Origin of the sequence: Streptomyces sp. NPDC048636, from assembly GCF_040650655.1 — a bacterium.
Lineage (GTDB): Bacteria > Actinomycetota > Actinomycetes > Streptomycetales > Streptomycetaceae > Streptomyces.
This window is the reverse complement of the sequence record NZ_JBEZHR010000002.1, coordinates 355,590-377,759: the sequence shown is the minus strand read 5'-3', so window position 1 is coordinate 377,759 and position 22,170 is coordinate 355,590. Positions and strand designations below refer to the sequence as shown.

The following is a 22,170-nucleotide window of genomic DNA, read 5'->3' as shown; positions in this document are numbered from 1 at the left end:
GCTCCGTCCGTAACGGTGAGAGTTTGGCAACTACGGGACTCTTCTGATCAGTTGGTCAGTAGTATCTGCCCGTTCTTGGCCATGTTCCGTATGGAGGTGTCATAGGTGCTGTCGGGGGCGGAGGCCGTCGCCGTGGCCGCGTCCACACTGCTGGTGCTGGTGTTATCGCTGTGCCTGATCTGGGTGCTCCGATTGCGCAGAGCCGTCGGCGCGGCACGGGCCGAGACCGAGCGGGAACAAGCCGTTTCCGAACAGGAACGCGCCAACGCGACGGAGCAGCGGGCCCTGGCGGCCGAGCGCGCCGAAGAAGTGGCACGGATGACGGCCGTACGGGCCGAGCTCGACGAGGCGGCGCGCCGGGAGCGGATCCTGCGGGATTCGGTGCAGGCCTCGTTCGAGTCGGTGGCCCGGAACATGCACGCCATGTCGGTGGTGCAGCAGCAGGTGCTGGACGGGCTGGGGCAGCATGTCAGCGAACCCCGGCTGATGGCCGAGGTGATGAAGGCCGATCACGCCGCCGCCCAGATGACCCGCAAGGCGCAGACCCTGCTGGTGATGTGCGGGATCTGGCCGGCGCGCCGGGAGACCCGGCCGGTGACGCTCTTCGACTGTGTCCGCGGTGCGCAGTCGCGAATCCTGGAGTTCGGCCGGGTGGAGGTGCACGGCGGGCAGAGCCTCTATGTGGTGGCGCCCGCCGTCGAGGGCCTGATGCACACGGTGGCCGAACTGCTGGAGAACGCCACCGTCTTCTCCCCCTCCCGCACCCAAGTGGCCGTCTCCGTCCGGGAAGTGGCCGCGGGCGCGGTCATCGAGATCGACGACGCGGGGCTCGGAATGCCGCCCGACGTCCTGGAGCAGGCCCTCGGGCAGCTGCGCGAGGGGCTGGACCTGGCGCAGCTGGGCGCGGTGCCACGACTGGGCTTGGCCTGTGTGGGCCGCTGGTCGCGGGAGCTGGGCTTCGGGGTCGAGCTGTCCACGGCCTCGGCGTACGGCGGGACCCGGGTGGTGGTCTTCGTACCGCACCAGCTGCTCACGGAGTTCAGCGTCGGCGCCCCGGTGTCGCTCGCGGAGCCGCTCGTGGTGGAGCCCGCCTCCCTGGCGGTCGATCCGCTCTCCGTGGACGACGAGGCGGCGGAGGCCACCGAGCGGCCGGACACGGTCCCGGATCCGGCCACCGCCCCGGATCCGGACACGGTACGACCAGGGGGCCCGGCCGCCACCGGGCTGCCCCAGCGTCGTAGCCGCCGCCGTACCCCGCCACCGGGCAACGACGCCGCACGTGAGACCGCACCGAGCACCGGCGCACCGGCGACGGCCCCGACGGCCGCCGCCCCGACGGCTTCCGCCCCACCGGCGGCCGTCGTCACCGCACCCGCGCCGGACGGCGGCGGCTGGACGCCCGAGGCCGCCCGCGCCTCCGTCACCAGCGTGGTCACGGGCACCCGCCGCGGCCGGGACGAGGTGGCGCGATCCCTGCGGAACGGGACCGGAGCCGGGGCGGGGACCGGAGCCGGGGCGGAGAGCGTGACCGGGACCGGGCGCCGGACCCGGGCACAGGGCGCCGGTCCCGACCCGGGCCGGGACCGAGAAGACCAAGAGGATCGAGAAGGAGGCCGGTAGTGGCCGGAACCATATCCAGGCTGCCCGACGTTGGCTGGATGCTGCGTCCCCTGACCCAGATTCCCGGGGTGCGGCACGCCGTCGTCGTCTCGGAGGACGGTCTGCGCATGGGACACGGCTCCGCCGAGGGGTTGAGTGGCGAGGTGTCCCAACTCGGCGTCGCCGAGGCCGAGTCGCTGGCCGCCGCCTGCGCCGCGCTGACGGTGACCAGTCAGTCCACGGTGTCGCTGCTCTTCGGCGACGAGGCGGGGGTGCGACAGCTGATGATCGAGTCCGACAGCGGGTTCGTGCTGTTCACCTCGGCCGGTCAGGGCGCCTCACTGGGGGTGGCCACCGACACCGAGGCGGATGTCGGTCTGGTGGCACAGCAGATGCAGTTGCTGGTGGCGAAGATCGGCGCCCACCTGAGCAGTCAGCCGCGGGAGCCGATCAGCCCGGCGTCATGACCGATCCCGGGGAGGAACGGACCACGACCGCGGTGCGCCCCTATGTGATCACAGGGGGGCGCGCGGGTTCCTCACGGGATGCTCTGCCGCTGGAAACGCTCGTCATGGCCTCCGGGAGCACACTGCCTCCGACATTGCAGCCCGAATACCGGCGGATCGCCCATTTCTGCCGGGGGTTGCTGTCGGTGGCGGAGGTCGCGGCACACCTGGGTCAGCCACCGGCCGTGGTGCAGGTGCTGCTCGCCGATCTCATCGACTGGGGGCACATCGTGGCGCGCCCGCCGATCAGGGCGGCCGAGCGCGCCGATATGGACTTGCTGAGGAAGGTGCTCAATGGGCTTGAGAGCAAGCTCTGAGATCTCGATGGCCGATACGGACGACACAGCCGATACGGACGACACAACGGAGCCGGGCGATATGGACGGCATGGACGACAGCCCCGTCATGTATGTGCAGCCCAGCGTCTCCGGCGCGGCCAAGATCCTGGTCGTCGGGCCGATGGGGGTCGGCAAGACCACACTGATCGGCACGGTTTCGGAGATCACCCCGCTCTCCACCGAGGCGACGATGAGCCGGGCCGGAGCACGGCTCGACACCGTCGTCCGGCCGTCGAAGACCACCACCACGGTGGCGCTGGACTTCGGACGGATCACGCTGGGCGGCGAGTTGGTGCTGTATCTCTTCGGCACCCCGGGCCAGCAGCGCTTCCTCCCCGCCTGGAAGGACCTGGCACGCGGTGCGCTGGGCGCCCTCGCGCTGGTGGACACCCGCGACCTGGAGGCGTCCTTCGACGCGATCGGCCACCTGGAGGACCTGGACGTGCCGTTCTCGGTGGCGGTCAACGCCTTCCCGGACAGTGTGCTGCACAGCGAGGAGGATCTGCGGTGCGCACTCGATCTGCTGCCGCACACCCCGCTGGTCATCTGTGACGCGCGGGAGCACAAGTCGTCGGTGCAGGCGCTGATCTCGCTGGTGTCCCATCTCATCGAGACCGTCGCGGAGGCGCCGTGACCGCCGGATCCCGCCGGGTGCCGCTGTACGGGGCGGCGCTGGAAGGGCGGATGACGGAGCTGTACGAACGGATGCGGCGGGAGCACGGCGCGGTGGTCCCGGTGGACATCTCCGCGGGTATCGAGGCGTGGCTGGTGATCGGCCACCGCGAACTGCTCCATCTCACCCGCGACGAGCAGTACTTCTCCCACGATCCACGGCGCTGGACCCCGCTGCGCGACGGCCGGGTGCCGACCAACTCGCCGCTGATGCCGCTGGTCGGCTGGCGCCCGGCGCTGCTGTTCGCCGACGGGCAGCAGCACCGGCGGATGCGCTCGGCCGTGGTCGACGCGCTGGGCCGGGTCAACGGCCATGAGCTGATCCGTACGGTGCGGGCCACCGCGGAGCGGCTGGTGGCGGGGTTCGCCGGGCGCTCCCGGGCCGATCTGGTGGCGGAGTACGCCCGGATCCTGCCGCTCCAGGTGGTCACCGAACTGCTGGGGCTGGACGAGGAGAACGGGCCGCGGCTGGTCGAGGCCATCAGGGACATCGCCAACGCCCCGACGGTGGCCGCCACCAGCGCCAACCGGACCATGGGCCGGATCCTGCTGGAGCTGATCGCGGAGAAGAAGCGGCGGCCGGGGCCGGATCTGACCTCCTGGCTGCTGGAGCACCCCATCGGGCTCGGCGACGAGGAGGTGCTGCACAACCTGGTCGTGATCATCGTCGCGGGCAACCAGACCACCGTGAACTGGATCGCCGAGACCACCCGGGTCCTGCTCACCGATCCGGCGTTCCGCTCCTCGCTCGCCCACGGCCAGATGACCGTGGACGACGCGCTCGACCTGGTGCTGTGGCGCTTCCCGCCGACCGCCAACTTCCCCGGCCGCTACGCCACCCGCGATCTGCGCTTCGGCGGCCAGGACATCCGGGCCGGGGACATGCTCATCCTGGGCCTCGCGGGGGCCAACGCCGATCCCCAGGTGCTGCCCGAGGACGGCCGTCCGGTCGTCGGCAACCGCTCGCACCTGGCCTTCGGCGCGGGTCCGCACACCTGCCCGGCGCGCGACCCGGCCCGGCTGATCACCCGCACCGCCGTGGACACCCTGCGCCACCGGCTGCCCGATATGGAGATCGCGGTACCGGAGGAGCAGCTGCCGTGGATCACCTCGCCGTGGTCCAAGGGGCTGGCCGCGCTGCCGGTGCGGTTCTCCGCGCCCCAGCTGGCCGCCGTCGCCCCGGCCGGGAACGCCGCCCAGAACCGTCCGTGACGCCCTCGCAGCCTTCAGGAGGCAGCAGATGACCGACGGCCGATGCCCCGTGCCGCACGCCGCACCGCCGCACCGTCTGGACCCCACCGGGGCCGCCCAGCACGCGGTCAACGACCGGCTGCGCGCCCGTGGGGCCGCGGTCCCGATCCTGCTGCCCGGTGAGGTGCCCGGGTACGCCATCACCCGGCACGAGGAGTTGAAGGAGTTCGTCACCCACCCCGATGTGGCCAAGAACGCCTGCCACTTCGCCGCGCTCCGGAGCGGCGGGATCCCGCCGGGCTGGCCGCTGGCCACCTTCGCCACCGTGCAGGGCATGACCACCGCGGACGGCGCGGACCACCGTCGGCTGCGCTCCCTGGTGACCCGGGCGTTCACCCCGCGCCGGGTGGAGGCGATGCGCCCGGCGATCGAGGAGCTGACGGAAACGCTGCTGGACGGTCTCGAACGGGCCGCCGCCGGGGCCCCGGACGGGGTGGCCGATCTGCGCCGCCACCTCGCGCTGCCGCTGCCCATGGGGGTGATCTGCCGGATGCTGGGCGTGGACGCCGAGCACCAGGACCGGCTGCACGAGGTGTCCAACGAGATCGTCTCCACCCGGACCACTCCCGAGCGGGTGGTGGCCGCCAACCGCGAGATGGTCGCCCTCCTCGGCCAGGTGGCCGCGGCCCGGCTGGCCTCCCCCGGCGACGACCTGACCAGCGCGTTGATCGCGGCGCGCGAGGAGAACGGCGACCGGCTCAGCGAGAGCGAACTGATCGGCACCCTGCTGCTGATGATCGTCGCGGGACACGAGACCACGCTCAGCCTGATCACCAACGCGGTGCGGGCGCTGTGCGACCACCGCGACCAGCTGGAGCTGGTCCGCGCGGGAGCCGGTCCGCACGGTCCGACCTGGGCCGATGTGGTCGAGGAGACCCTGCGCTGGGATTCCCCGGTCAGCTATTTCCCGTTCCGCTACCCCACCCGGGATCTGGCGGTCGGCGACACCGTCATCCCACGCGGCGCGCCCGTGCTCGTCTCGTACACCTCCGCCGGACGCGATCCGCGGGCCCACGGCGCGGACGCGGACCGTTTCGACATCACCCGGCCCGCCGCCACCCGCCATGTCTCCTTCGGCCACGGCGCCCACTACTGCCTGGGCGCACCGCTGGCCCGGATGGAGGCCACCATCGCGCTGGAGGCGCTGTTCACCCGCTTCCCCGCTCTTGAGGTGGCGGTGCCGGACGCGGAACTGGTGCCGCATCCCAGCTTCGTCGGCAACAGCCCGGTGGAGCTGCCGGTCCGGCTGGGCTGACGGCGGGAGCGGCGGCGGGCCACCGGGCTCACAGCCACGGAGGGGGCGCGCTGAGGGCAGCGTTGCCTACGGGAAACGACGGGGATGCCGCCGGGTAACAGGCGGCCCGCAGGCTTCCTGCCATGAGGTCGAACAGGGAGCCGGAGCGCCGCCACCACCGTGTGGTGATCGTCGGCGGCGGTATGGCGGGTACCCGGCTGGCACAGCGGCTCACCGCCGGGCCGCCGGTGCCGCACGCCCCGCCGGTCGGCGTGACGCTGATCGGTGAGGAGCCGCACCCCGCGTACAACCGGGTGCTGCTCGCCGAGGTGCTGGCCGGGCGGTACGCCCCGGAGGTCATCGCGCTCCCGGCCCCGGCCCCCGCGGCCCACCGGCTGAGCGGGGTGCGCGCGGTCCGCGTCGACCGCGGCACCGCGCGGGTGCTGTGCGACGACGGCCGCGCGGTCCCCTACGACACCCTGGTACTGGCCACCGGCTCCAACCCGGTACTGCCGCCGCTGCGCGGTCTGTTCACACCCGGCGGCCATGAACTTCCCGACGGGGTACACGCCTTCCGCACCCTGGACGACTGTCTGGCCCTGGGCGCCGCGGCGCGCCCCGGGGCGCGGGCCGTGGTCATCGGCGGTGGGCTGCTGGGGGTGTCCGCCGCCCGCGCCCTGGCCGAGCGCGGCGCCCAGGTGGTGCTGGCGCACCAGGGCGAGCATCTGATGGAGCGCCAGCTCGATCCGGGCGCCGCGCGGCTGCTGCGGGACCATATGGCGGCGCTGGGGGTGGAGGTCCACACCAAGTGCCGGGTCCGGGATGTACGGACCCGTCCGCTGGACGGCGGGGGACGCGCGGTGAGCGCCGTCGAGCTGGCCGACGGCTACGCGCTGGAGGCCGACCTGGTGGTGCTGGCCTGCGGGGTCCGGCCGCGGGTGGGTCTGGCCCGGGCGGCCGGCCTGGAGGTGGCCGGCGGCATCGTGGTCGATGACGAGCTGCGGACCAGCGACCCCCGGATCCATGCGATCGGCGACTGCGCGGAGCATGACGGGGTGGTCTACGGCCTGGCCCAGGCAGCCCAGGAACAGGCGGACGCCGTCGGCACCGTGGTGGGCCATCGTTCCGCGGGGCGGCACGGGTGGGCACCACCCGACGACCGGACCGCACCCGGCAGCGGAACCGCGACCCCCTACCAGGGCACCCGCACCCTGACCCGGCTCACCCTCGCCTCGGCCCGCCCCCTGGACCTGGCCTCCTTCGGCGAAACCAGCCCGGCCCCCGGCGACGACGTCATCCGTCTCACCGACGCCACCCGCGACGCGTACCGCAAGGTCGTCGTCCGGGGCGGCCGGCTCGTCGGCGGCATCCTCCTCGGCGATCTCGGCACCGTCGGCGCGCTCGCCCGCACCTGGGAGGGCGATGAGCCGCTCCCCGCCACCCCACTGCTGCACCTGCTCACCAACGATGGAGGCGCCTGCTCATGACGAAGCCGACGATTGTGCTGATCGGCCACGGGATGGTCGGCCAGCGGTTCCTCGAAGCGCTCGTCGAACGGCAGGTCACCGAGACCGCCCGGGTCGTGGTGTTCTGCGAGGAGCCCCGGCCCGCCTACGACCGCGTCCAGCTCACCTCGTACTTCTCCGGCCGCACCGCCGACGATCTCTCCCTCGTCGAGGACGGGTTCCTGGCCCGGCACGGAATCGAGCTGCGCCTCGGCGACCCGGCCGAGTCCGTGGACCGCGCCGCGCGCACGGTGACCGCCCGCTCCGGGCTCACCGTCGGCTACGACACGCTGGTGCTGGCCACCGGCTCGTACCCGTTCGTCCCGCCCGTCCCCGGCAAGGACAGCGCGGGCTGTTTCGTCTACCGGACCGTCGAGGACCTGTTCGCCATCGAGGCGTACGCCGAGAACCGCGCCTCGGGCACGGTGGTCGGCGGCGGACTGCTCGGGCTGGAGGCGGCCGGGGCGCTCAAGGGGCTCGGACTCACCACCCACATCGTGGAGTTCAACCCGCGGCTGATGGCGCTCCAGGTGGACGACGGGGGCGGCGCCGCGCTGCGCCGCACCGTCGAGGAGATGGGCCTGATCGTGCACACCGGCGTCGGCGGCAAGGAGATCACGGCGGACGCCGACGGCGCGGTCACCGGGATGGCGCTGTCCGACGGTTCGGCCATCGACACCGACCTCGTCATCTTCTCGGCCGGGGTGCGCCCCCGGGACCAACTGGCCCGTGACTGCGGTCTGGAGGTGGGCGAGCGCGGCGGGATCACGGTGGACGAACGCTGCCGCACCAGCGACCCGGCGGTGTACGCGATCGGCGAATGCGCGCTGGCCGCCGACGGCCGGGTGTACGGCCTGGTCGCGCCCGGCTACGAGATGGCCGAGGTGGCCGCGCACGAGGTCGCGGGCAGTGCGCACACCGGTTTCACCGGCGCGGACACCTCCACCAAGCTCAAGCTGCTGGGCGTGGACGTGGCCAGCTTCGGCGACGCCCATGGCACCGCCGAGGGGTCTCTGGACGTGGTGTACTCCGACTCCCGCGCGGGCGTCTACAAGAAGCTGGTGGTCGGCGCCGACGGCACCCTGCTGGGCGGGGTGCTGGTCGGTGACGCCGAGGCGTACGGCATGCTGCGCCCGCTGACCGGCTCGGTGCCACCGGTCGCCCCCGAACAGCTGGTGCTCCCGGCGGGGGCGGGGGCGCCCGCCGCGCTCGGCCCGTCCGCACTGCCCGACGAGGCGGTCATCTGCAACTGCCACAACGTCACCAAGGGCGCGATCCGGGTCGCCGTCACCGACCACCGGTGCACCACCGTCCCGGAGGTGAAGAAGTGCACCAAGGCGGGTACCGGCTGCGGCAGTTGCGTCAAGGCGCTCACCTCGCTGGTCCACGACGAGCTCGAGGCGAGCGGTGTCAATGTCGACAAGGGGCTGTGCGGCTGCTTCGGCTACACCCGCGCCGAGCTGTACGAGATCGTGCGCACGCTGCGGGTGACCACGTACGCGCAACTGCTGGACAGCCACGGCCGCGAGGAGGCCCGGCGGGGCGACGGCTGCGAGGTGTGCAAACCCGCGGTGGCCTCGATCATCGCCTCGCTCGCCCCGACGCTGGGCGCCAGCGGCTATGTCCTGGACGGCGAACAGGCCGCGCTCCAGGACACCAACGACCACTTCCTGGCCAACCTCCAGCGCAACGGCTCGTACTCGATCGTGCCGCGGATCCCGGGCGGGGAGATCACCCCCGAGAAACTGATCGTGATCGGCGAGGTGGCGCGGGACTTCGGGCTCTACACGAAGATCACCGGTGGTCAGCGGATCGACCTGTTCGGCGCCCGGGTGGACCAGCTGCCGGTGATCTGGGCGCGGCTGGTGGACGCCGGGTTCGAGTCGGGCCACGCGTACGGCAAGGCGCTGCGCACCGTGAAGTCGTGTGTGGGGCAGACCTGGTGCCGCTACGGGGTGCAGGACTCGGTGCGGATGGCGATCGATCTGGAGCTGCGCTACCGGGGGCTGCGCTCCCCGCACAAGCTGAAGTCGGCCGTCTCGGGGTGCGCGCGTGAGTGCGCCGAGGCGCGCGGCAAGGACTTCGGGGTGATCGCCACCTCCCACGGCTGGAACCTCTACGTCGGGGGCAACGGCGGCGCCGATCCGCGCCACGCCGACCTGCTGGCCCAGGACCTGGACGACGAGGAGCTGATCCGGCTCATCGACCGGTTCCTGATGTTCTACATCCGCACCGCCGACCGGCTGGAGCGCACCTCCGCCTGGCTGGAGCGGATCGAGGGCGGTCTCGACCACGTCCGCGACGTGGTGGTGAACGACTCGCTGGGACTGTGTGCCGAGCTCGAGGCGCTGATGGCCGACCATGTGGCGGGCTACCGCGACGAGTGGGCCGAAACCCTGGGCGACCCGGAGCGGCTGAGCCGCTTCGTGTCCTTCGTCAACGCGCCCGAGGCACCGGACCCCACGGTGCGGTTCGTGCCCGAGCGCGACCAGGTCAAGCCGGACCTGACGATCCTCTCCGGCCCGACCATCCCCGTCCGTGCCCGTACTCTCGAAGGGACCTCCAGCCGATGACCATGGCTCCCGAGCGGATCGACATCCGTGTGGAACTCCTCGTCGACCAGAAGTGGTTCGCGATCTGCGAGCTGACCGATCTCATCCCGGGGCGCGGGGTGGCGGCCCTGCTGCCGGACGGCACCCAGGTGGCGGTCTTCCTGGACCGACGGGGGCGCGCGTACGCCATCGGCAACCGCGATCCGTTCACCGGCGCGTATGTGCTCTCGCGCGGGCTGCTGGGCACCGCGGACGGACGGCCGTTCGTGGCCTCGCCGCTGCTGAAACAGCGCTTCGACCTGGAGACCGGCGGCTGCCTGGACGACGAGACGGTGTCCGTCACCGCGTACGCCACCCGCGTCGGAAGCCCCGCGCCGGGCCGGTGAGCCGCGCCCTCAGGGGTCAGGCCGGGCCCTCGCCTTGCTCCACCCGTGTCCAGGCGTGGGCGAAGAGTTCGGGCAGGGCGTGGGTGGGCAGCGGTGGGTGGTTGTCGTAGCGGCCGTTGTACGAACGCTCCACACCCAGCAGCGCCGCCTTCCACAGCTCCATCGGCTGGTACGGCTCGACCGCGTGGCCCCAGTCGCCCGGCAGGAAGATCTGGCGCCCGGCGCGGGGCCGCTTGTCCGCCACCACCACACCGCGCGCCAGCAGCCCGTCCCGGGCGGCGCGGTGGCGGGCGGTGGTCCAGCCGTTCCACACCTTGACCTTGCGGTCGGTCGGCGCGGGCAGCGCCAGCAGCTGGAGATACAGCCGCGCCTGGTCGGTATCGAGGCCCAGCTTCCCGGCGGCGAGCGCGACCACCTCGGGGGCCGAGACCGCGGGGTCGGACTCATAGCGCCCCGGGGGCAGCGCCGCCGAGCCGATCCGGTCGACGATGCGGGAGCAGACCGGGCCGCGCAGCCACGCGACCGCGTCCAGTTGCTCCCGGTCCCGGCGGTCGGTCACCCACGCCGACAGCCGGCGGGAGCGCTCGTCGTCCCCGTAGAAGGCGGGGCGGAAGGACAGGCTCATATGGGACCCGTCGTCCGGACGGCTCCCCCGCCGCCGCACCACCACGGTCAGCCCGTCGTCCACGCTCGGATCGTCCAGCGGCTCGGGGCCCGCGTAGGGGCGGCTGCCGAAACCGTCGGGCACCTCGGCCGTCAGATCGCTGCCGCGCATGTCACTCGAGCCCGCGTCCAGCAGCAGCCCCGGATGAGCCAGCCGCTCCCGCAGCACCCGCACCAGACCGGGCGTACCGTCGCGCACCACGTCCCCGCCCGGAAGCTCCGCGTAGATCCAGGGGAGCTGCCCGACCACGGCGACCAGGACGTGGTCGAACCGCCACGTGAGGGTCAGGCCGTCCGTGACATACGGACCGAAGTCGGAGTTGGCCAACCGGCTGTCGATACCCGTACGGAGCGTGGGTATGTCGGAGGGATCGGTGAACGCCCAGCACAGCCTGCCCGCTGTCATCCGAAACGGCTCCCGCTCGATCACCGCCGCGAGGGTGGGCTCGGGCACCACCGTGCGCCGCCCGAACCCGGCCCGCCACCCCGCACCGATCCGCTCGGCGACCTCCCGCATCCCCTCCGGCTCCCAGAGCGCGGCGGGGTCGGCGGGCAGTACGTCCGCCAGCAGCTCCAGCCGCTCCAACGGGCTCAGCGTCACCAACTCGGTGCCGCCGTCCTCGGCCTGGGCCACCTTCACGCCGTGGATCCGGCGCTCGTCGGCGTCGAGGAACGGCAGGTAGTTGCGGCTGATCACCCCGGCCAGGACGAACGACGCCGTCGCCCGCCCGAGCCCGGTGGCCTCGCGCAGCAGGGCGACGGCCGACGGGTCCCACGGCACCGGACCGCGCTCGCGGACCAGCGCCACCAGCGTGCGTATCTGCTCCGGAGAGCCCCAGCCACCGCCGGGGACGAGGTCGGCCACCTCCACTGTCTCCCCCAGCGACGGCGGTTCGCCCTGGCCGGTGCGCAGCTCCAGGAATTTCCGGGCCCCGCCACGCATCCAGCCGATACAGACGGCGGCGCCGTGTTCATCCCGGACGCCCTTGCGGTCGGTCCGCACCACTCCGGTGCGCCAGCGGGCCGAGGGGTCAGCGAATGGGCTCTCCGCCCAGATCTCCAGCCAGGCCAGCAGCCGCTGCCGGTGCTCGTCGCGGGTGGGCTCGACGGCGGCCCGCAGGGCGAGGGCGCCGATCCGCCCGAGGAACCGTGTCCAGGACCCCTCACCCGCCGTCCCCAGGCCGTCCTCTCCCTCCGGGGGGTCCCAAGTCCCGGCCAAGAAGCGCCCGGTGCGTTCCAGCTCGGCCAGCACACCGTCTCTGGACCACATACCGGCCGCGTCCACCAGCCCGCTCAGCGCGGTGGCCACCTTCCAGTCGTCCAGCCTCTCGCCTCCGGCCCGGTCGAGCACCGGAGTTCCCCCAATTGCGTGTCCCATGAGCAGATCCTCGCCCATGCCACTGACACCGCACACATCGGCTGAGTCACGTTCGCCGGTGCGGACACGGGATTTCGGGGCGTAAGCGGTGGGGGTCGCAGGCGATGAGACATACGGAGAGAAACCGCTGCCCGGAGAGGTACCAGCCTCCGGCGAGGTCCTCCCCGCCCGCGACCGCCTCGGCCGCGCCCTGAACCTTCGCGGACAGCGCTGCGGGGGCCCGGTCGTGGTCGGAGGCGAAGGAGGCGGCGTGCTCGCGCGCCCGGGCGCCGAACCAGTCGGCGGCCTGTGCGGGGTCGGTCCAGGTTCCCCGGATGAAGGTGGGGGGTTTGAGGAGCCAGTGGGCGAGTTCGAGGGGTACGACCTTGGAAGACCTGAAGTCCGGGTGGATGGGCCGCCTGGGGCCGTCCTTGAGGAGGGCGTGGCCCGGGCCGAGCCAGGTGTAGCCGTGATGGTGGTGCACTGTGCCGCCTTCGCTGGCCATAAGAGGGCAGCCCCCGCGCGTGGGCCGGAACTGCCCTCCGTCATGGGGTTATCGACGGCCGCAGCCGTCACCGCCACCGCAACTGCCGCCCGAAGGGGGTGACGGTGCGTCGGTGTCGGGCAAGGTGTCGCCGTCGTCCGGGTCCTGGCGTAAGACCCGTAAGACGGCCTTGTGTCCTGCCAGTCGCATCGGGATGATTCCCTCCTGTGCTGTCGGCGCGTGGGCTCTCCGCACGCCGTCGCGCACGTGCACCCGTTCCGGCTGGGCTCCACCTGCCAGGGCTCCGGTCCAGCCGGTACGGGGGTCTGCGCCGCCTATGCCGAGGCGGCGTTCTTCGTCTGCTCCTCCAGCGCGGCCCGCATCAGGACTTCGGCGAGCCGGTTCGCGCTGTCCAGGGGGATGCGCCCGAGGGCCACCAACGGATACCCGGACACGGTGAGTTCGCCGCGCAGGGTCGGCCAGTACAACTCACCGCCCTTGACGCCGTGCGGGACGTCCGGCGTGAAGCCGAGGCGCGCCAACGCCTGGCGCAGCAAATCGGCCACGGCCTGGGCCTCGGCCCTGGGCGTGGCATGGGCATCGGCACCCAGTGCCTCGATGTCCTGTTCGCGGATTCTCATCGGTCACCTCTCCCGCCGTTTCTGCGTGAACGGGACATTAGGGAGAGAGGTCCGGGGTGTGCGAGGCGATGTTCTCGAATGTTCTCGACTACGGGCGGGATGTTCTTGATTGATCTCACGCAGGGTCAGCGAATCGGTACCGAGCGCACCCATGGGTGCGACATGCTCGGGGTGTCCAGATCAATAAGGAGGACGTGATCATGGCGCGACGACTGCGCTTCAAGGGCACGGGGTCTGGCGTTGGGGGCTGCCCCGCCGTGCACGAGGACTTGGACAGCGGAGAGATCGTCATCCACGGAACACCGCTTACCGACCCCGAGGACGTTGCCCAGCTCCAACACCTTGGAGAGGGCGAGGCACCCATCGTGGTCCCGCGCGAACTGCTGGTCGACTTCGGCCCCAAGGAGGTCACTCGCACGCCGCACATCATCGACCTGGATGACTTCGGCAAGCTCTTCGAGAACTTCAAGCACACCGCCTGGCGGCTGGAGACCCGCCGCCGGTTCGCGAGTGATGAAACTGCGCCCGACTACCAGGAGTTCGTCGAGACGGGCGAAGCTCCACTTGACCTCTACCATCCGTTCTTCACCACGATCCGCAACCAAACTCAGCAGGGCAAGCGGTGCGAGCGAGTGCGCATCGTCGACGATCCGCCCACGATGGGTCAGCGCTACCTCCTCTACAGCGCCAAGCGGAACTGCGACATGGGAGAAGACATCCGCAACCTGTGGCGCGGCGACGCCGACCGGCTGCGACTGCCCGCCGAGGACTTCTGGGTCTTCGACTCCCGGCTCGTCGCCCTCCTCAACTTCGATGACGACGACAATCTGCTCAACGTCGAGGTGATCACCGAGCCCATGGAGGTCAATCGCTATCTCCAGGTCCGGGACGCGGCATGGCACTACGCCGTTCGGTACGACACGTTCGCAGCGGGACTGACCACGTAGCTTGCAAGTAGCGTGTGACCGGTGAGCACTGACTTTCAGCAAGCACGGGTGGCCCTAGGGGCGCGGCTTCGGGAGCTGCGCGCGTCATGCCCTGGAGGTCGACTCACCGGTACACAACTCGCCGAGCGGCTGGGCTGGCCTCACTCGAAGATCTACAAGCTGGAAAACGGGCGCCAGACAGCGACAGCCGAGGACCTGCGCGCCTGGGCCACGGCAACCGACCAGCCCGAAGCCGCCGAGGAACTACTCGCCCGGTTCAACGGGCTGGAATCCCACATCCGATCGTGGCGCCGCCAACTCGCCGCAGGATACAAGCCCGTACAGGACGCGATCACCGCTGAACACGACCGCACAGCCACACTGGGCATCTGGGAAAACTGTCTCGTGGCGGGCATGCTCCAGACAGCCGACTACGCACGCGCGGTCTTCACCCGGAACGCAGACCTGCACAAGACTCCACGGGACATTGAGGCCGCAGTCCGTGCCCGGGTGAAGCGCCAGGAAGGGCTGTACGACTCACGCAAGCGGTACCGGATCATCATGTGGGAAGGGGCGCTGCGCGCCCTCGTCTGCCCCCCGTCAGTCCTCGCCGCCCAGCTCGACCGGCTGATGAGCGTCATCGGCCTGGACACGCTCGAGCTGGGGATCGTCCCGTTCGCCGCGCCCTTGAAGATCCAACCAGCGAATGGCTTCTGGATCCACGATGAGCGGCTGGTGCTCGTCGAGGACTGGCACGCCGAACTCTGGATCGACGACGCCGACAGCATCGCCCTCTACCTCCGCGCCTGGAACACCCTCCGCGGATCCGCCGTCTTCGGCGCCGACGCCCACCGCCTGATCCACGAGGCCCGGCGGGGGCTGATCGGGTAATGTGGCCGTCACTCGTACGCACCGAGGAGGTGAGACCCATCAACGCCAGGTCAGGCTGGGTGCTCCCCTTGTGCGGCCAAGCGGCCGAACCGGTGTAGGTGACCGGCGGAGCGCCCTGGGAATCCCGGAAGGCTCCATGTCGACTTCATCTCTCCCTCTCGCTTCGATCCTCGATTTCTCCGCCGTCGTCACCAGGCTCCGCGCTGCCGGATGCGTGTTCGCCGAGGACGAGGCGGAGTTGTTGCTGTCCACCGCCCGTGATCCGGCCGAAGTGGAGTCCATGGTGGACCGGCGCACCGCCGGGCTTCCGTTGGAACACGTCCTGGGCTGGGCGGAGTTCCGGGGCCTGCGGATAGCCGTGGACCCCGGTGTGTTCGTGCCACGGCGGCGTACCGAATTCCTCATCGAGCGGGCGGCCGCGCTGGCGCCCGCGCGGGCCGGGGCGGTGGTGGTCGATCTGTGCTGCGGCTCGGGCGCGCTGGGTGCCGCCCTCGGCGCGGCGCTGGAGCGGATCGCGCTGTACGCCACCGATATCGACCCGGCGGCGGTGCGCTGTGCCCGCCGTAACGTCAAGCACGTGGGCGGACGGGTCTACGAGGGCGATCTGTACGAGCCGCTGCCCGCCGCGCTGCGCGGCCGGGTCGATGTGCTGCTGGCCAATGTGCCGTATGTGCCGACCGCGAAGGTCGGCCTGCTGCCGCCGGAGGCGCGGGTCCACGAGGCGCGGGTGGCGCTGGACGGCGGGGTGGACGGGCTGGACGTGCTGCGCCGGGTGGCCGCGGCGGCGGCCGCGTGGCTGGCGCCGGGCGGCTGTCTGCTCTTCGAGACCAGCCGACGGCAGGCGGCCGCGGCCGTGGAGATCGTCACCCGGGACGGGCTGCGGCCCACGGTGGCCGAGTGCGAGGAGCGGGAGGCCACGGTGGTGATCGCCACCCGCCCGCCGCATGGCTGAGCGGCCCTGCGCGACCTGGGCTCCCTTGACGAGCACACCGCCCGATGGCAGCGTACGGAACGGTGAGAAATTGCTCAGTACACTGAGCATCTGTGGAGCGGTGTGACCATGGCCGGCCGTGCGACCAGCGCTCAAGGCCACAGGAAAGGACGCCTGATGACCCCCGACCGTCCGCGTGACGTCTATATCGTCGATGCCGTCCGCACCCCCGTCGGCAAGTACGGCGGTGGGCTCGCGGGCGTCCGCCCCGACGATCTGGCCGCCCACGTGCTGCGCGGGCTGCTCGCCCGCACCCCGGAGCTGGACCCGGCCCGGATCGACGACGTGTACCTCGGCAACGCCAACGGCGCGGGCGAGGACAACCGCGATGTGGCCCGGATGGCCGTACTGCTGGCCGGACTTCCGGTCACCGTGCCCGGCGCCACCGTCAACCGGCTCTGCGCCTCCGGGCTGGAGGCGGTGCTCCAGGCAGCCCGCGCCATCGCCGTCGGCGACGCGCATATCGCGCTCGCGGGTGGCGTGGAGTCCATGAGCCGTGCGCCCTGGGTGCTCCAGAAGCCCGAGCGCGCCTTCCCCGCCGGACATCAGCAGCTGTACTCCACCACCCTCGGCTGGCGGATGACCAACCCGGACATGCCGCCGGAGTGGACCGTCGCCCTCGGCGAGGGCGCCGAGCTGATCGCCGACAAGCACACCGTCACCCGCGAGGCGCAGGACGCGTTCGCCCTCGCCAGCCACGAGAAGGCGGCGCGGGCGTGGAAGGACGGGGCGTACGACGCCGAGGTGCTGCCGTACCCGGACACCGAGCTGGTGCGCGACGAGACCATCCGTGACACCACCTCGCTGGAGTCCCTGGCCAAGCTGAAGCCCGCGTTCCGCAAGCCCGGCGGCACCGTCACCGCGGGCAACTCCTCACCGCTCAACGACGGCGCGGCGGCCCTGCTGCTGGTCGACGAGGAAGGGCTCGCGGCCACCGGCCGGGAACCGCTCGCCCGGATCGGCGCCTCGGCCGTCACCGGGATCGAGCCCCAGTACTTCGGCCTCGGACCGGTGGAGGCGGTGCGCCGCGCCCTCGCCAAGGCGGGCCGGGGCTTCGGCGATCTGGCCACCCTGGAGCTCAACGAGGCGTTCGCCGCGCAGGTGCTGGGGTGCTTCGCCGAATGGGCCGAGGACCCCGGTTTCGACCCGGGCGTGGTCAATCCGCGCGGGGGCGCCATCGCCATCGGCCACCCCCTGGGCTGCTCCGGCGCCCGGCTGGCCGGGGCGGTGGCACACCAGCTGGCGGCCCGCGGCTCGGGCACCGGGCTGGCCACGTTGTGCATCGGCGTCGGGCAGGGCCTGGCCCTCGTCCTCGAACGCTAGGCCCTGTGTCCCCCCACCGGGCCGCCGCGGATCCGCCGCTCGCCTCGCCGGATCCGGGCCGCCGCGAGACGCTGGTGGCGACGGCCGGGCCATGGCCCGGAAGCCGGACGCCCGGACATCCGGTCGCGGGGCGACAAGGAGACGGTCTTCCGTGAGTTCAGCCGAGATCCCGGACGACGGCCACGATCTGGGCCTGCTGTCGCCGGTGCGGGCCGGGTCGGCGGTCGAGGCCGTCACCGGGGACACCGCGTTCGTCCAGGCCATGCTGGACGCGGAGGCCGCGCTGACCCGGGCGCTGGTCGCGGCCGGGCGGGCCCCGGCGGACGCGGCGCGGGCGGTGGACGCGGCGGCGCGGGCCGAGCGCTATGACATCCGCGGGCTCGCCCTGCGGGCCCGGTCCGGTGGTAACCCGGTCATCCCGCTGGTCGCCGATCTCACGGCGGCGGTGGCCGGTGCGGACCCCGGCGCGGCGGAGTGGGTGCACCGGGGCGCCACCAGCCAGGACATCGTCGACACCGCCGCGATGCTGATGGCCGCCCGCGCCCTGCCGCTGATCGTGGCCGACCTGGACGGTACGGCGGCGGGTCTCGCCCGGCTCGCGGAAGCGCACCGGGACACCCCGCTGCCCGGCCGTACCCTCACCCAGCACGCCGTGCCCACCACCTTCGGACTCAAGGCGGCGGGATGGCGCGCGCTGGTCCTGGACGCCCGCGACCGGCTCGCGGCGCTCCGCCTCCCCGCCCAACTCGGCGGCGCGGCGGGGACGTTGGCGGCCTTCGAGGACGGGGTGGGGCTGCTGGGCCGGTTCGCCGCCGAGACCGGGCTGGCCGAGCCCGAGCTGCCGTGGCACACCCTGCGCACACCGGTGGCCGACCTGGGCTGCGCGCTGGCCTTCACCGTGGGAGCGCTGGGCAAGGTGGCGGCGGATGTGCTGGTGCTGGCGCGGACCGAGGTGGCGGAGGTGGCCGAGGGCGCCGGTGGCGGTTCCTCCGCGATGCCGCACAAGAGCAATCCGGTGCGTGCCACGCTCATCGCCGCCGCGGCCCGCCAGGCCCCCGCGCTCGCCGCGACCCTGCTCGGCGCGCTGGCCGCGGAGGACGAACGGCCCGCGGGAGCGTGGCACGCCGAGTGGCAGCCGCTGCGGGAGCTGCTGCGGCTGGCGGGCGGGGCCGCCCGGGAGACGGCCGGACTCACCGCTTCCCTGCGGGTGTTCCCCGACCGGATGACCCGGCATCTGCACCTCACCGACGGGCTGATCGTCAGCGAACGCGTCGCCATGGCCCTGGCCCCGCGGCTGGGCCGCGGCCGGGCGAAGGAGCTGCTGACGGCGGTGTCGCGGCGGGCGGCCGAGGAGGGCACCGGGCTGGCGGCGGCGCTGGCCCGGGAGCCGGAGGTGACGCGGGCGCTGCCCCCCGAGGAACTGCGCGCCCTCACCGACCCGTCCACCTCCACCGGCGCCGCCCCCGACCTGGTCGTCCGCGCCCTCCGCCGCACGGCACGGGACACCACCCCCTAGCCGCGCGCACGACGACGGCCGACGGACCGTCATCATCCGTCCGCCGTAGGTGACATGACGCCGCATCGCCCCTGTCGTAATCGGCACCCATCGTTGATCGTTGGTACATACGGTGGCCCGGGACCGGCCACACGAGGAGCGAGGGGGCGCACGCTGTGTCCATCAGCCGCAGAAGACTGCTCGGTACGTTCGGCGCGGGCGGAGGGCTCGTCCTGACCGGTGGGCTGACCACCGCCTGCGGGTCCAACACCGGCCGGGAATCGGACGGCGAGGGCGGCCGGCCGCTCCTCGAGCACTGGTACCACCAGTACGGCGAGCCCGGCACCCGGCAGGCGGTGAAGCGGTACGCCGACGCCTATGACAAGGCCGACGTCCAGGTGCAGTGGCGGCCGGGCAACTACGACCAGCAGACCGCCGCCGCGCTGCTGACGGCGTCCGGCCCCGATGTCTTCGAGGTCAACGGCCCGACGCTGGACCAGATCCAGGGCGGTCAGGTGGTCGACCTGACCGATCTGCTCAGCGAGGCGAAGGACGACATCAACCCGGCGGTACTGGCGCCCAAGACCCACCAGGGCAGGATTTGGGCCATTCCGCAGGTCATCGACGCGCAGCTGCTCTACTACCGCAAGAGCGCGCTGAAGGACGCGGGTGTGGAGCCGCCGCGGACGCTCGACGCGCTGGTGGCCGCGGCGAAGGAGCTGACCACCAAGGACGTCAAGGGGCTCTTCCTCGGCAACGACGGCGGCCCCGGCGTCCTCGGCGGCACCCCGTTGAACGCCGCGGGCCTGGAGCTGATCACCTCCGACGGCGAGGTCGGGTTCGACGATCCGGCCGCCGCCCGCACCCTGGGCAAGCTGCACCGGCTCTACGCCGATAAGTCGCTGCTGCTGGGGGCGCCTTCGGACTGGTCGGATCCGGCCGCGTTCACCCAGGGGCTGACGGCCATGCAGTGGTCGGGGCTGTGGGCGCTGCCCCAGGTGGAGAAGGCGCTGGGGGACGACTTCGGGGTGCTGCCGTTCCCCAAGGACGGGGCGCACGGCGCTCCCGCGGTGCCGGTGGGCGCCTACGGGGCGGCGGTCAGCGCGCGCAGTCCCCACAAGGAGGCGGCGAAGGCGTATGTGAAGTGGCTGTGGGTGGAGAAGACCGAGTACCAGGAGGACTTCGCGCTCACCTACGGCTTCCATATCCCGGCCCGGATCTCGCTGGCGAGGAAGGCCGCCGAACTGCGCGAGGGCGCGGCCGGTCAGGCGGTGGGCTACGCGACCGACCACGGCCACGCCGAACCGCTGCTGTGGACGCCCGCGAGCAGGACCGCCTACCAGGACGCGCTGAGCCGGATCATCAAGAGCGGTGCGAGTCCGGAGCGGGAGCTGAGGTCCGTGGTCCGCAAGACCCGGGCGGAGCTGCGGCGCGTTCAGAAGAAGCGCTGATGCCCGGGGCGGGGGCAACGGAGAAGGCAGACGCGCGGCGGACCCCCGTACGGCGCGCGTCGGAGCGGAAGGCGCCGGCGCGGAAGGGCCGGTTCGGACACCAGAACCGCACCCTGTGGTTCTGGATCTTCGTGGGTCCGTTCGCCCTCGGCCTGACCCTGTTCACCTACGTACCGCTGGCCTGGAGCGCGTACCTCAGCTTCTTCGACGCGCACAACACCGTGTCGCCGACCGACTTCGTCGGCTTCGACAACTACACGGCGATGCTGCGCGACGACGCGTTCACCGACAGCCTGCTGACCTTCCTCGTCTTCACGGCGTTCATCGTCCCGGCCACCTATGCGCTCTCGCTGTCGCTGGCGCTGATGGTCAACCGGCTGCGCCGGGCACAGGCGTTCTTCCGGTCGGTGTTCTTCCTGCCGGTGGCGTGCTCGTATGTGGTGGCGGCGCTGATCTGGAAGATGTCGATCTTCAACGGGGTGCGGTTCGGACTGGCCAACACCGTGCTCGGCTGGTTCGGCGCCGATCAGGTCGCCTGGCTGTCCACGACCGATCCGCCCTGGTACTGGCTGGTCATCGTGACCGTGCGGCTGTGGCTCCAGGCGGGGTTCTACATGGTGCTGTTCCTCGCCGGGTTGCAGCGGATCTCCCCGCGGCTGTACGAGGCGGCGGCGGTGGACGGGGCCCGGCCGGGGTGGCAGGTGTTCCGGCACATCACCTTCCCGCAGCTGCGGGCGACCTCGGTGGCCGTGGTGCTGCTGCTGGTGATCAACGCCTTCCAGGCGTTCGACGAGTTCTACAACCTGCTGTCGGATTCGCGCGGCTATCCGCCGTACGCCCGCCCGCCGTTGGTCTACCTCTACTACACCGCGCTGGGACAGGGGCAGAACCTGGGCCTGGGCAGTGCGGGCGCGGTGATCCTGGCGCTGATCATCGCGGTGGTCACGGTGGTGCAGGCGCGCTGGTTCGGCCTGGGCCGGAAGGAGGACTGAGCGATGCCCCGGACTCTCCCCCCGCACCACCGGCGGGGCGACGGCCTGGCCCGGGCGGGCCGCGCGGTGCGGCTGGTGCTGCTGATCGCGCTCGCGCTGCTCTTCCTGCTCCCCTTCTATCTGCTGGTGCGGGGTGGTCTGTCGAGCGAGGCGGAGATCACCTCGCCCGAGTGGACCTTCTTCCCCGGCGAACTGCACTGGGGACACCTACGCGAGCTGTTCGAGGATCCCGATGTGCCCATGGCACACGCGCTCCTCAACTCCTCGCTGATCGCGGTGGTCACCACGCTCGGCACCCTGCTGCTGGCCTCGCTCGCCGGGTACGGTCTCGCCCGTATCCCGTACCGCCATGCCAACGTGGTCTTCTACTGGATCCTGGGCACCCTGATGGTGCCCGCCGCGGTGACCTTCGTGCCCAGCTTTGTGCTGGTCAGCTCGCTGGGCTGGGTCTCGACCCTGCGCGGTCTTGTGGTGCCCACGCTCTTCCAGGCGGTGGCCGCGTTCATCTTCCGCCAGTACTTCCTGGGCTTCCCCCGGGAGCTGGAGGACGCCGCGCGGGTGGACGGGCTCGGCCACTGGCGTACCTACTGGCAGGTGGTGGTGCCCAACTCACGGCCGGTGTTCGCCGCGGTGGGCACCATCGTCTTCATCGGCGCCTGGAACTCCTTCCTCTGGCCGCTGGTCATCGGCCAGGACCGGGAGGCATGGACGGTACAGGTGGCGCTGTCGACCTTCACCACCGCGCAGAGCGTCAACATCCATGAGCTGTTCATGGCGGCGGCGGTGTCGATCCTGCCGCTGCTGGTGGTCTTCCTGGTCCTTCAGCGCTCTATCGTCGCAGGCGTCGAACGCTCCGGGATCGACGACTGAGCAGTCCCGGGGCGCGGCTTCGCGAACCGTTTCTGCGGAGATG

20 protein-coding genes are annotated in these 22,170 nt (G+C 71.9%); 17 read left to right on the top strand and 3 right to left on the bottom strand.

What is annotated here, in order from left to right:
• Positions 1-105 precede the first annotated feature (105 nt).
• The 9 genes from AB0C66_RS07500 to nirD all read left to right on the top strand — a co-directional run bounded on the left by AB0C66_RS07500 (position 106) and on the right by nirD (position 10,043).
• Positions 106-1,620 (top strand): ATP-binding protein, encoded by a 1,515-nt coding sequence (locus tag AB0C66_RS07500; RefSeq protein ID WP_362434115.1) that lies wholly within the window; start codon positions 106-108, stop codon positions 1,618-1,620.
• A complete protein-coding gene (locus AB0C66_RS07495; protein ID WP_362434113.1) occupies positions 1,620-2,066 on the top strand; it encodes a roadblock/LC7 domain-containing protein in 447 nt (148 codons plus the stop codon). The genes AB0C66_RS07500 and AB0C66_RS07495 overlap by 1 nt, the downstream gene beginning before the upstream one ends.
• A complete protein-coding gene (locus tag AB0C66_RS07490; protein WP_362434111.1) occupies positions 2,063-2,422 on the top strand; it encodes a DUF742 domain-containing protein in 360 nt (119 codons plus the stop codon). Before AB0C66_RS07495 ends, AB0C66_RS07490 begins: the two co-directional genes overlap by 4 nt.
• Positions 2,423-2,483: 61 nt before the next feature.
• Positions 2,484-3,077: an ATP/GTP-binding protein gene (locus AB0C66_RS07485; protein ID WP_362435555.1), complete on the top strand. Its 594-nt coding sequence runs from the start codon at positions 2,484-2,486 to the stop codon at positions 3,075-3,077.
• A gap of 50 nt (positions 3,078-3,127) precedes the next feature.
• Positions 3,128-4,327, top strand: a complete 1,200-nt coding sequence (locus AB0C66_RS07480; protein ID WP_362435552.1) for a cytochrome P450 — start codon at positions 3,128-3,130, stop codon at positions 4,325-4,327.
• A 28-nt stretch (positions 4,328-4,355) separates the two neighbouring features.
• Positions 4,356-5,621, top strand: a complete 1,266-nt coding sequence (locus AB0C66_RS07475; protein WP_362434109.1) for a cytochrome P450 — start codon at positions 4,356-4,358, stop codon at positions 5,619-5,621.
• Positions 5,622-5,743: 122 nt separating this feature from the next.
• Positions 5,744-7,087, top strand: a complete 1,344-nt coding sequence (locus AB0C66_RS07470) for an FAD-dependent oxidoreductase (RefSeq protein ID WP_362434108.1) — start codon at positions 5,744-5,746, stop codon at positions 7,085-7,087.
• Entirely contained in the window at positions 7,084-9,678 is a 2,595-nt protein-coding gene (nirB, locus tag AB0C66_RS07465) for a nitrite reductase large subunit NirB (RefSeq protein ID WP_362434106.1), read from the top strand. Before AB0C66_RS07470 ends, nirB begins: the two co-directional genes overlap by 4 nt.
• A complete protein-coding gene (gene nirD, locus AB0C66_RS07460; protein ID WP_362434104.1) occupies positions 9,675-10,043 on the top strand; it encodes a nitrite reductase small subunit NirD in 369 nt (122 codons plus the stop codon). Before nirB ends, nirD begins: the two co-directional genes overlap by 4 nt.
• Positions 10,044-10,059: 16 nt before the next feature.
• Here the strand turns inward: nirD and AB0C66_RS07455 are convergent, their stop codons facing one another.
• The 3 genes from AB0C66_RS07455 to AB0C66_RS07445 all read right to left on the bottom strand — a co-directional run bounded on the left by AB0C66_RS07455 (position 10,060) and on the right by AB0C66_RS07445 (position 13,188).
• The gene (locus AB0C66_RS07455) at positions 10,060-12,084 is read right to left on the bottom strand and encodes a hypothetical protein (RefSeq protein WP_362434102.1); all 2,025 of its coding nucleotides are present in this window, start codon (positions 12,082-12,084) and stop codon (positions 10,060-10,062) included.
• 46 nt (positions 12,085-12,130) lie between these two features.
• Positions 12,131-12,547 carry a hypothetical protein gene (locus tag AB0C66_RS07450; RefSeq protein ID WP_362434100.1) on the bottom strand — a complete coding sequence of 139 codons (417 nt, stop codon included), beginning with the start codon at positions 12,545-12,547 and terminating at the stop codon, positions 12,131-12,133.
• A 335-nt stretch (positions 12,548-12,882) separates the two neighbouring features.
• Positions 12,883-13,188 (bottom strand): hypothetical protein, encoded by a 306-nt coding sequence (locus AB0C66_RS07445; RefSeq protein WP_362434099.1) that lies wholly within the window; start codon positions 13,186-13,188, stop codon positions 12,883-12,885.
• Between the two features lie 200 nt (positions 13,189-13,388).
• Between AB0C66_RS07445 and AB0C66_RS07440 the strand changes: the two genes are divergently transcribed.
• The 8 genes from AB0C66_RS07440 (at position 13,389) to AB0C66_RS07405 (ending at position 22,127) form a co-directional block, all read left to right on the top strand.
• The gene (locus tag AB0C66_RS07440; RefSeq protein ID WP_362434096.1) at positions 13,389-14,135 is read left to right on the top strand and encodes a DUF6879 family protein; all 747 of its coding nucleotides are present in this window, start codon (positions 13,389-13,391) and stop codon (positions 14,133-14,135) included.
• A 21-nt stretch (positions 14,136-14,156) separates the two neighbouring features.
• Positions 14,157-15,005, top strand: a complete 849-nt coding sequence (locus tag AB0C66_RS07435; protein WP_362434094.1) for a helix-turn-helix transcriptional regulator — start codon at positions 14,157-14,159, stop codon at positions 15,003-15,005.
• A 136-nt stretch (positions 15,006-15,141) separates the two neighbouring features.
• Entirely contained in the window at positions 15,142-15,957 is an 816-nt protein-coding gene (locus AB0C66_RS07430; protein ID WP_362434091.1) for a putative protein N(5)-glutamine methyltransferase, read from the top strand.
• Between the two features lie 156 nt (positions 15,958-16,113).
• Positions 16,114-17,319 (top strand): thiolase family protein, encoded by a 1,206-nt coding sequence (locus AB0C66_RS07425; RefSeq protein ID WP_362434088.1) that lies wholly within the window; start codon positions 16,114-16,116, stop codon positions 17,317-17,319.
• Positions 17,320-17,470: 151 nt separating this feature from the next.
• Positions 17,471-18,835, top strand: a complete 1,365-nt coding sequence (gene pcaB, locus AB0C66_RS07420) for a 3-carboxy-cis,cis-muconate cycloisomerase (protein ID WP_362434085.1) — start codon at positions 17,471-17,473, stop codon at positions 18,833-18,835.
• Positions 18,836-18,990: 155 nt separating this feature from the next.
• Positions 18,991-20,265: a sugar ABC transporter substrate-binding protein gene (locus tag AB0C66_RS07415; protein WP_362434082.1), complete on the top strand. Its 1,275-nt coding sequence runs from the start codon at positions 18,991-18,993 to the stop codon at positions 20,263-20,265.
• Complete coding sequence (locus AB0C66_RS07410) at positions 20,265-21,257, top strand: sugar ABC transporter permease (protein ID WP_362434079.1); 993 nt, start codon at positions 20,265-20,267, stop codon at positions 21,255-21,257. Before AB0C66_RS07415 ends, AB0C66_RS07410 begins: the two co-directional genes overlap by 1 nt.
• A gap of 3 nt (positions 21,258-21,260) precedes the next feature.
• Positions 21,261-22,127 carry a carbohydrate ABC transporter permease gene (locus tag AB0C66_RS07405; RefSeq protein WP_362434076.1) on the top strand — a complete coding sequence of 289 codons (867 nt, stop codon included), beginning with the start codon at positions 21,261-21,263 and terminating at the stop codon, positions 22,125-22,127.
• Positions 22,128-22,170 lie beyond the last annotated feature (43 nt).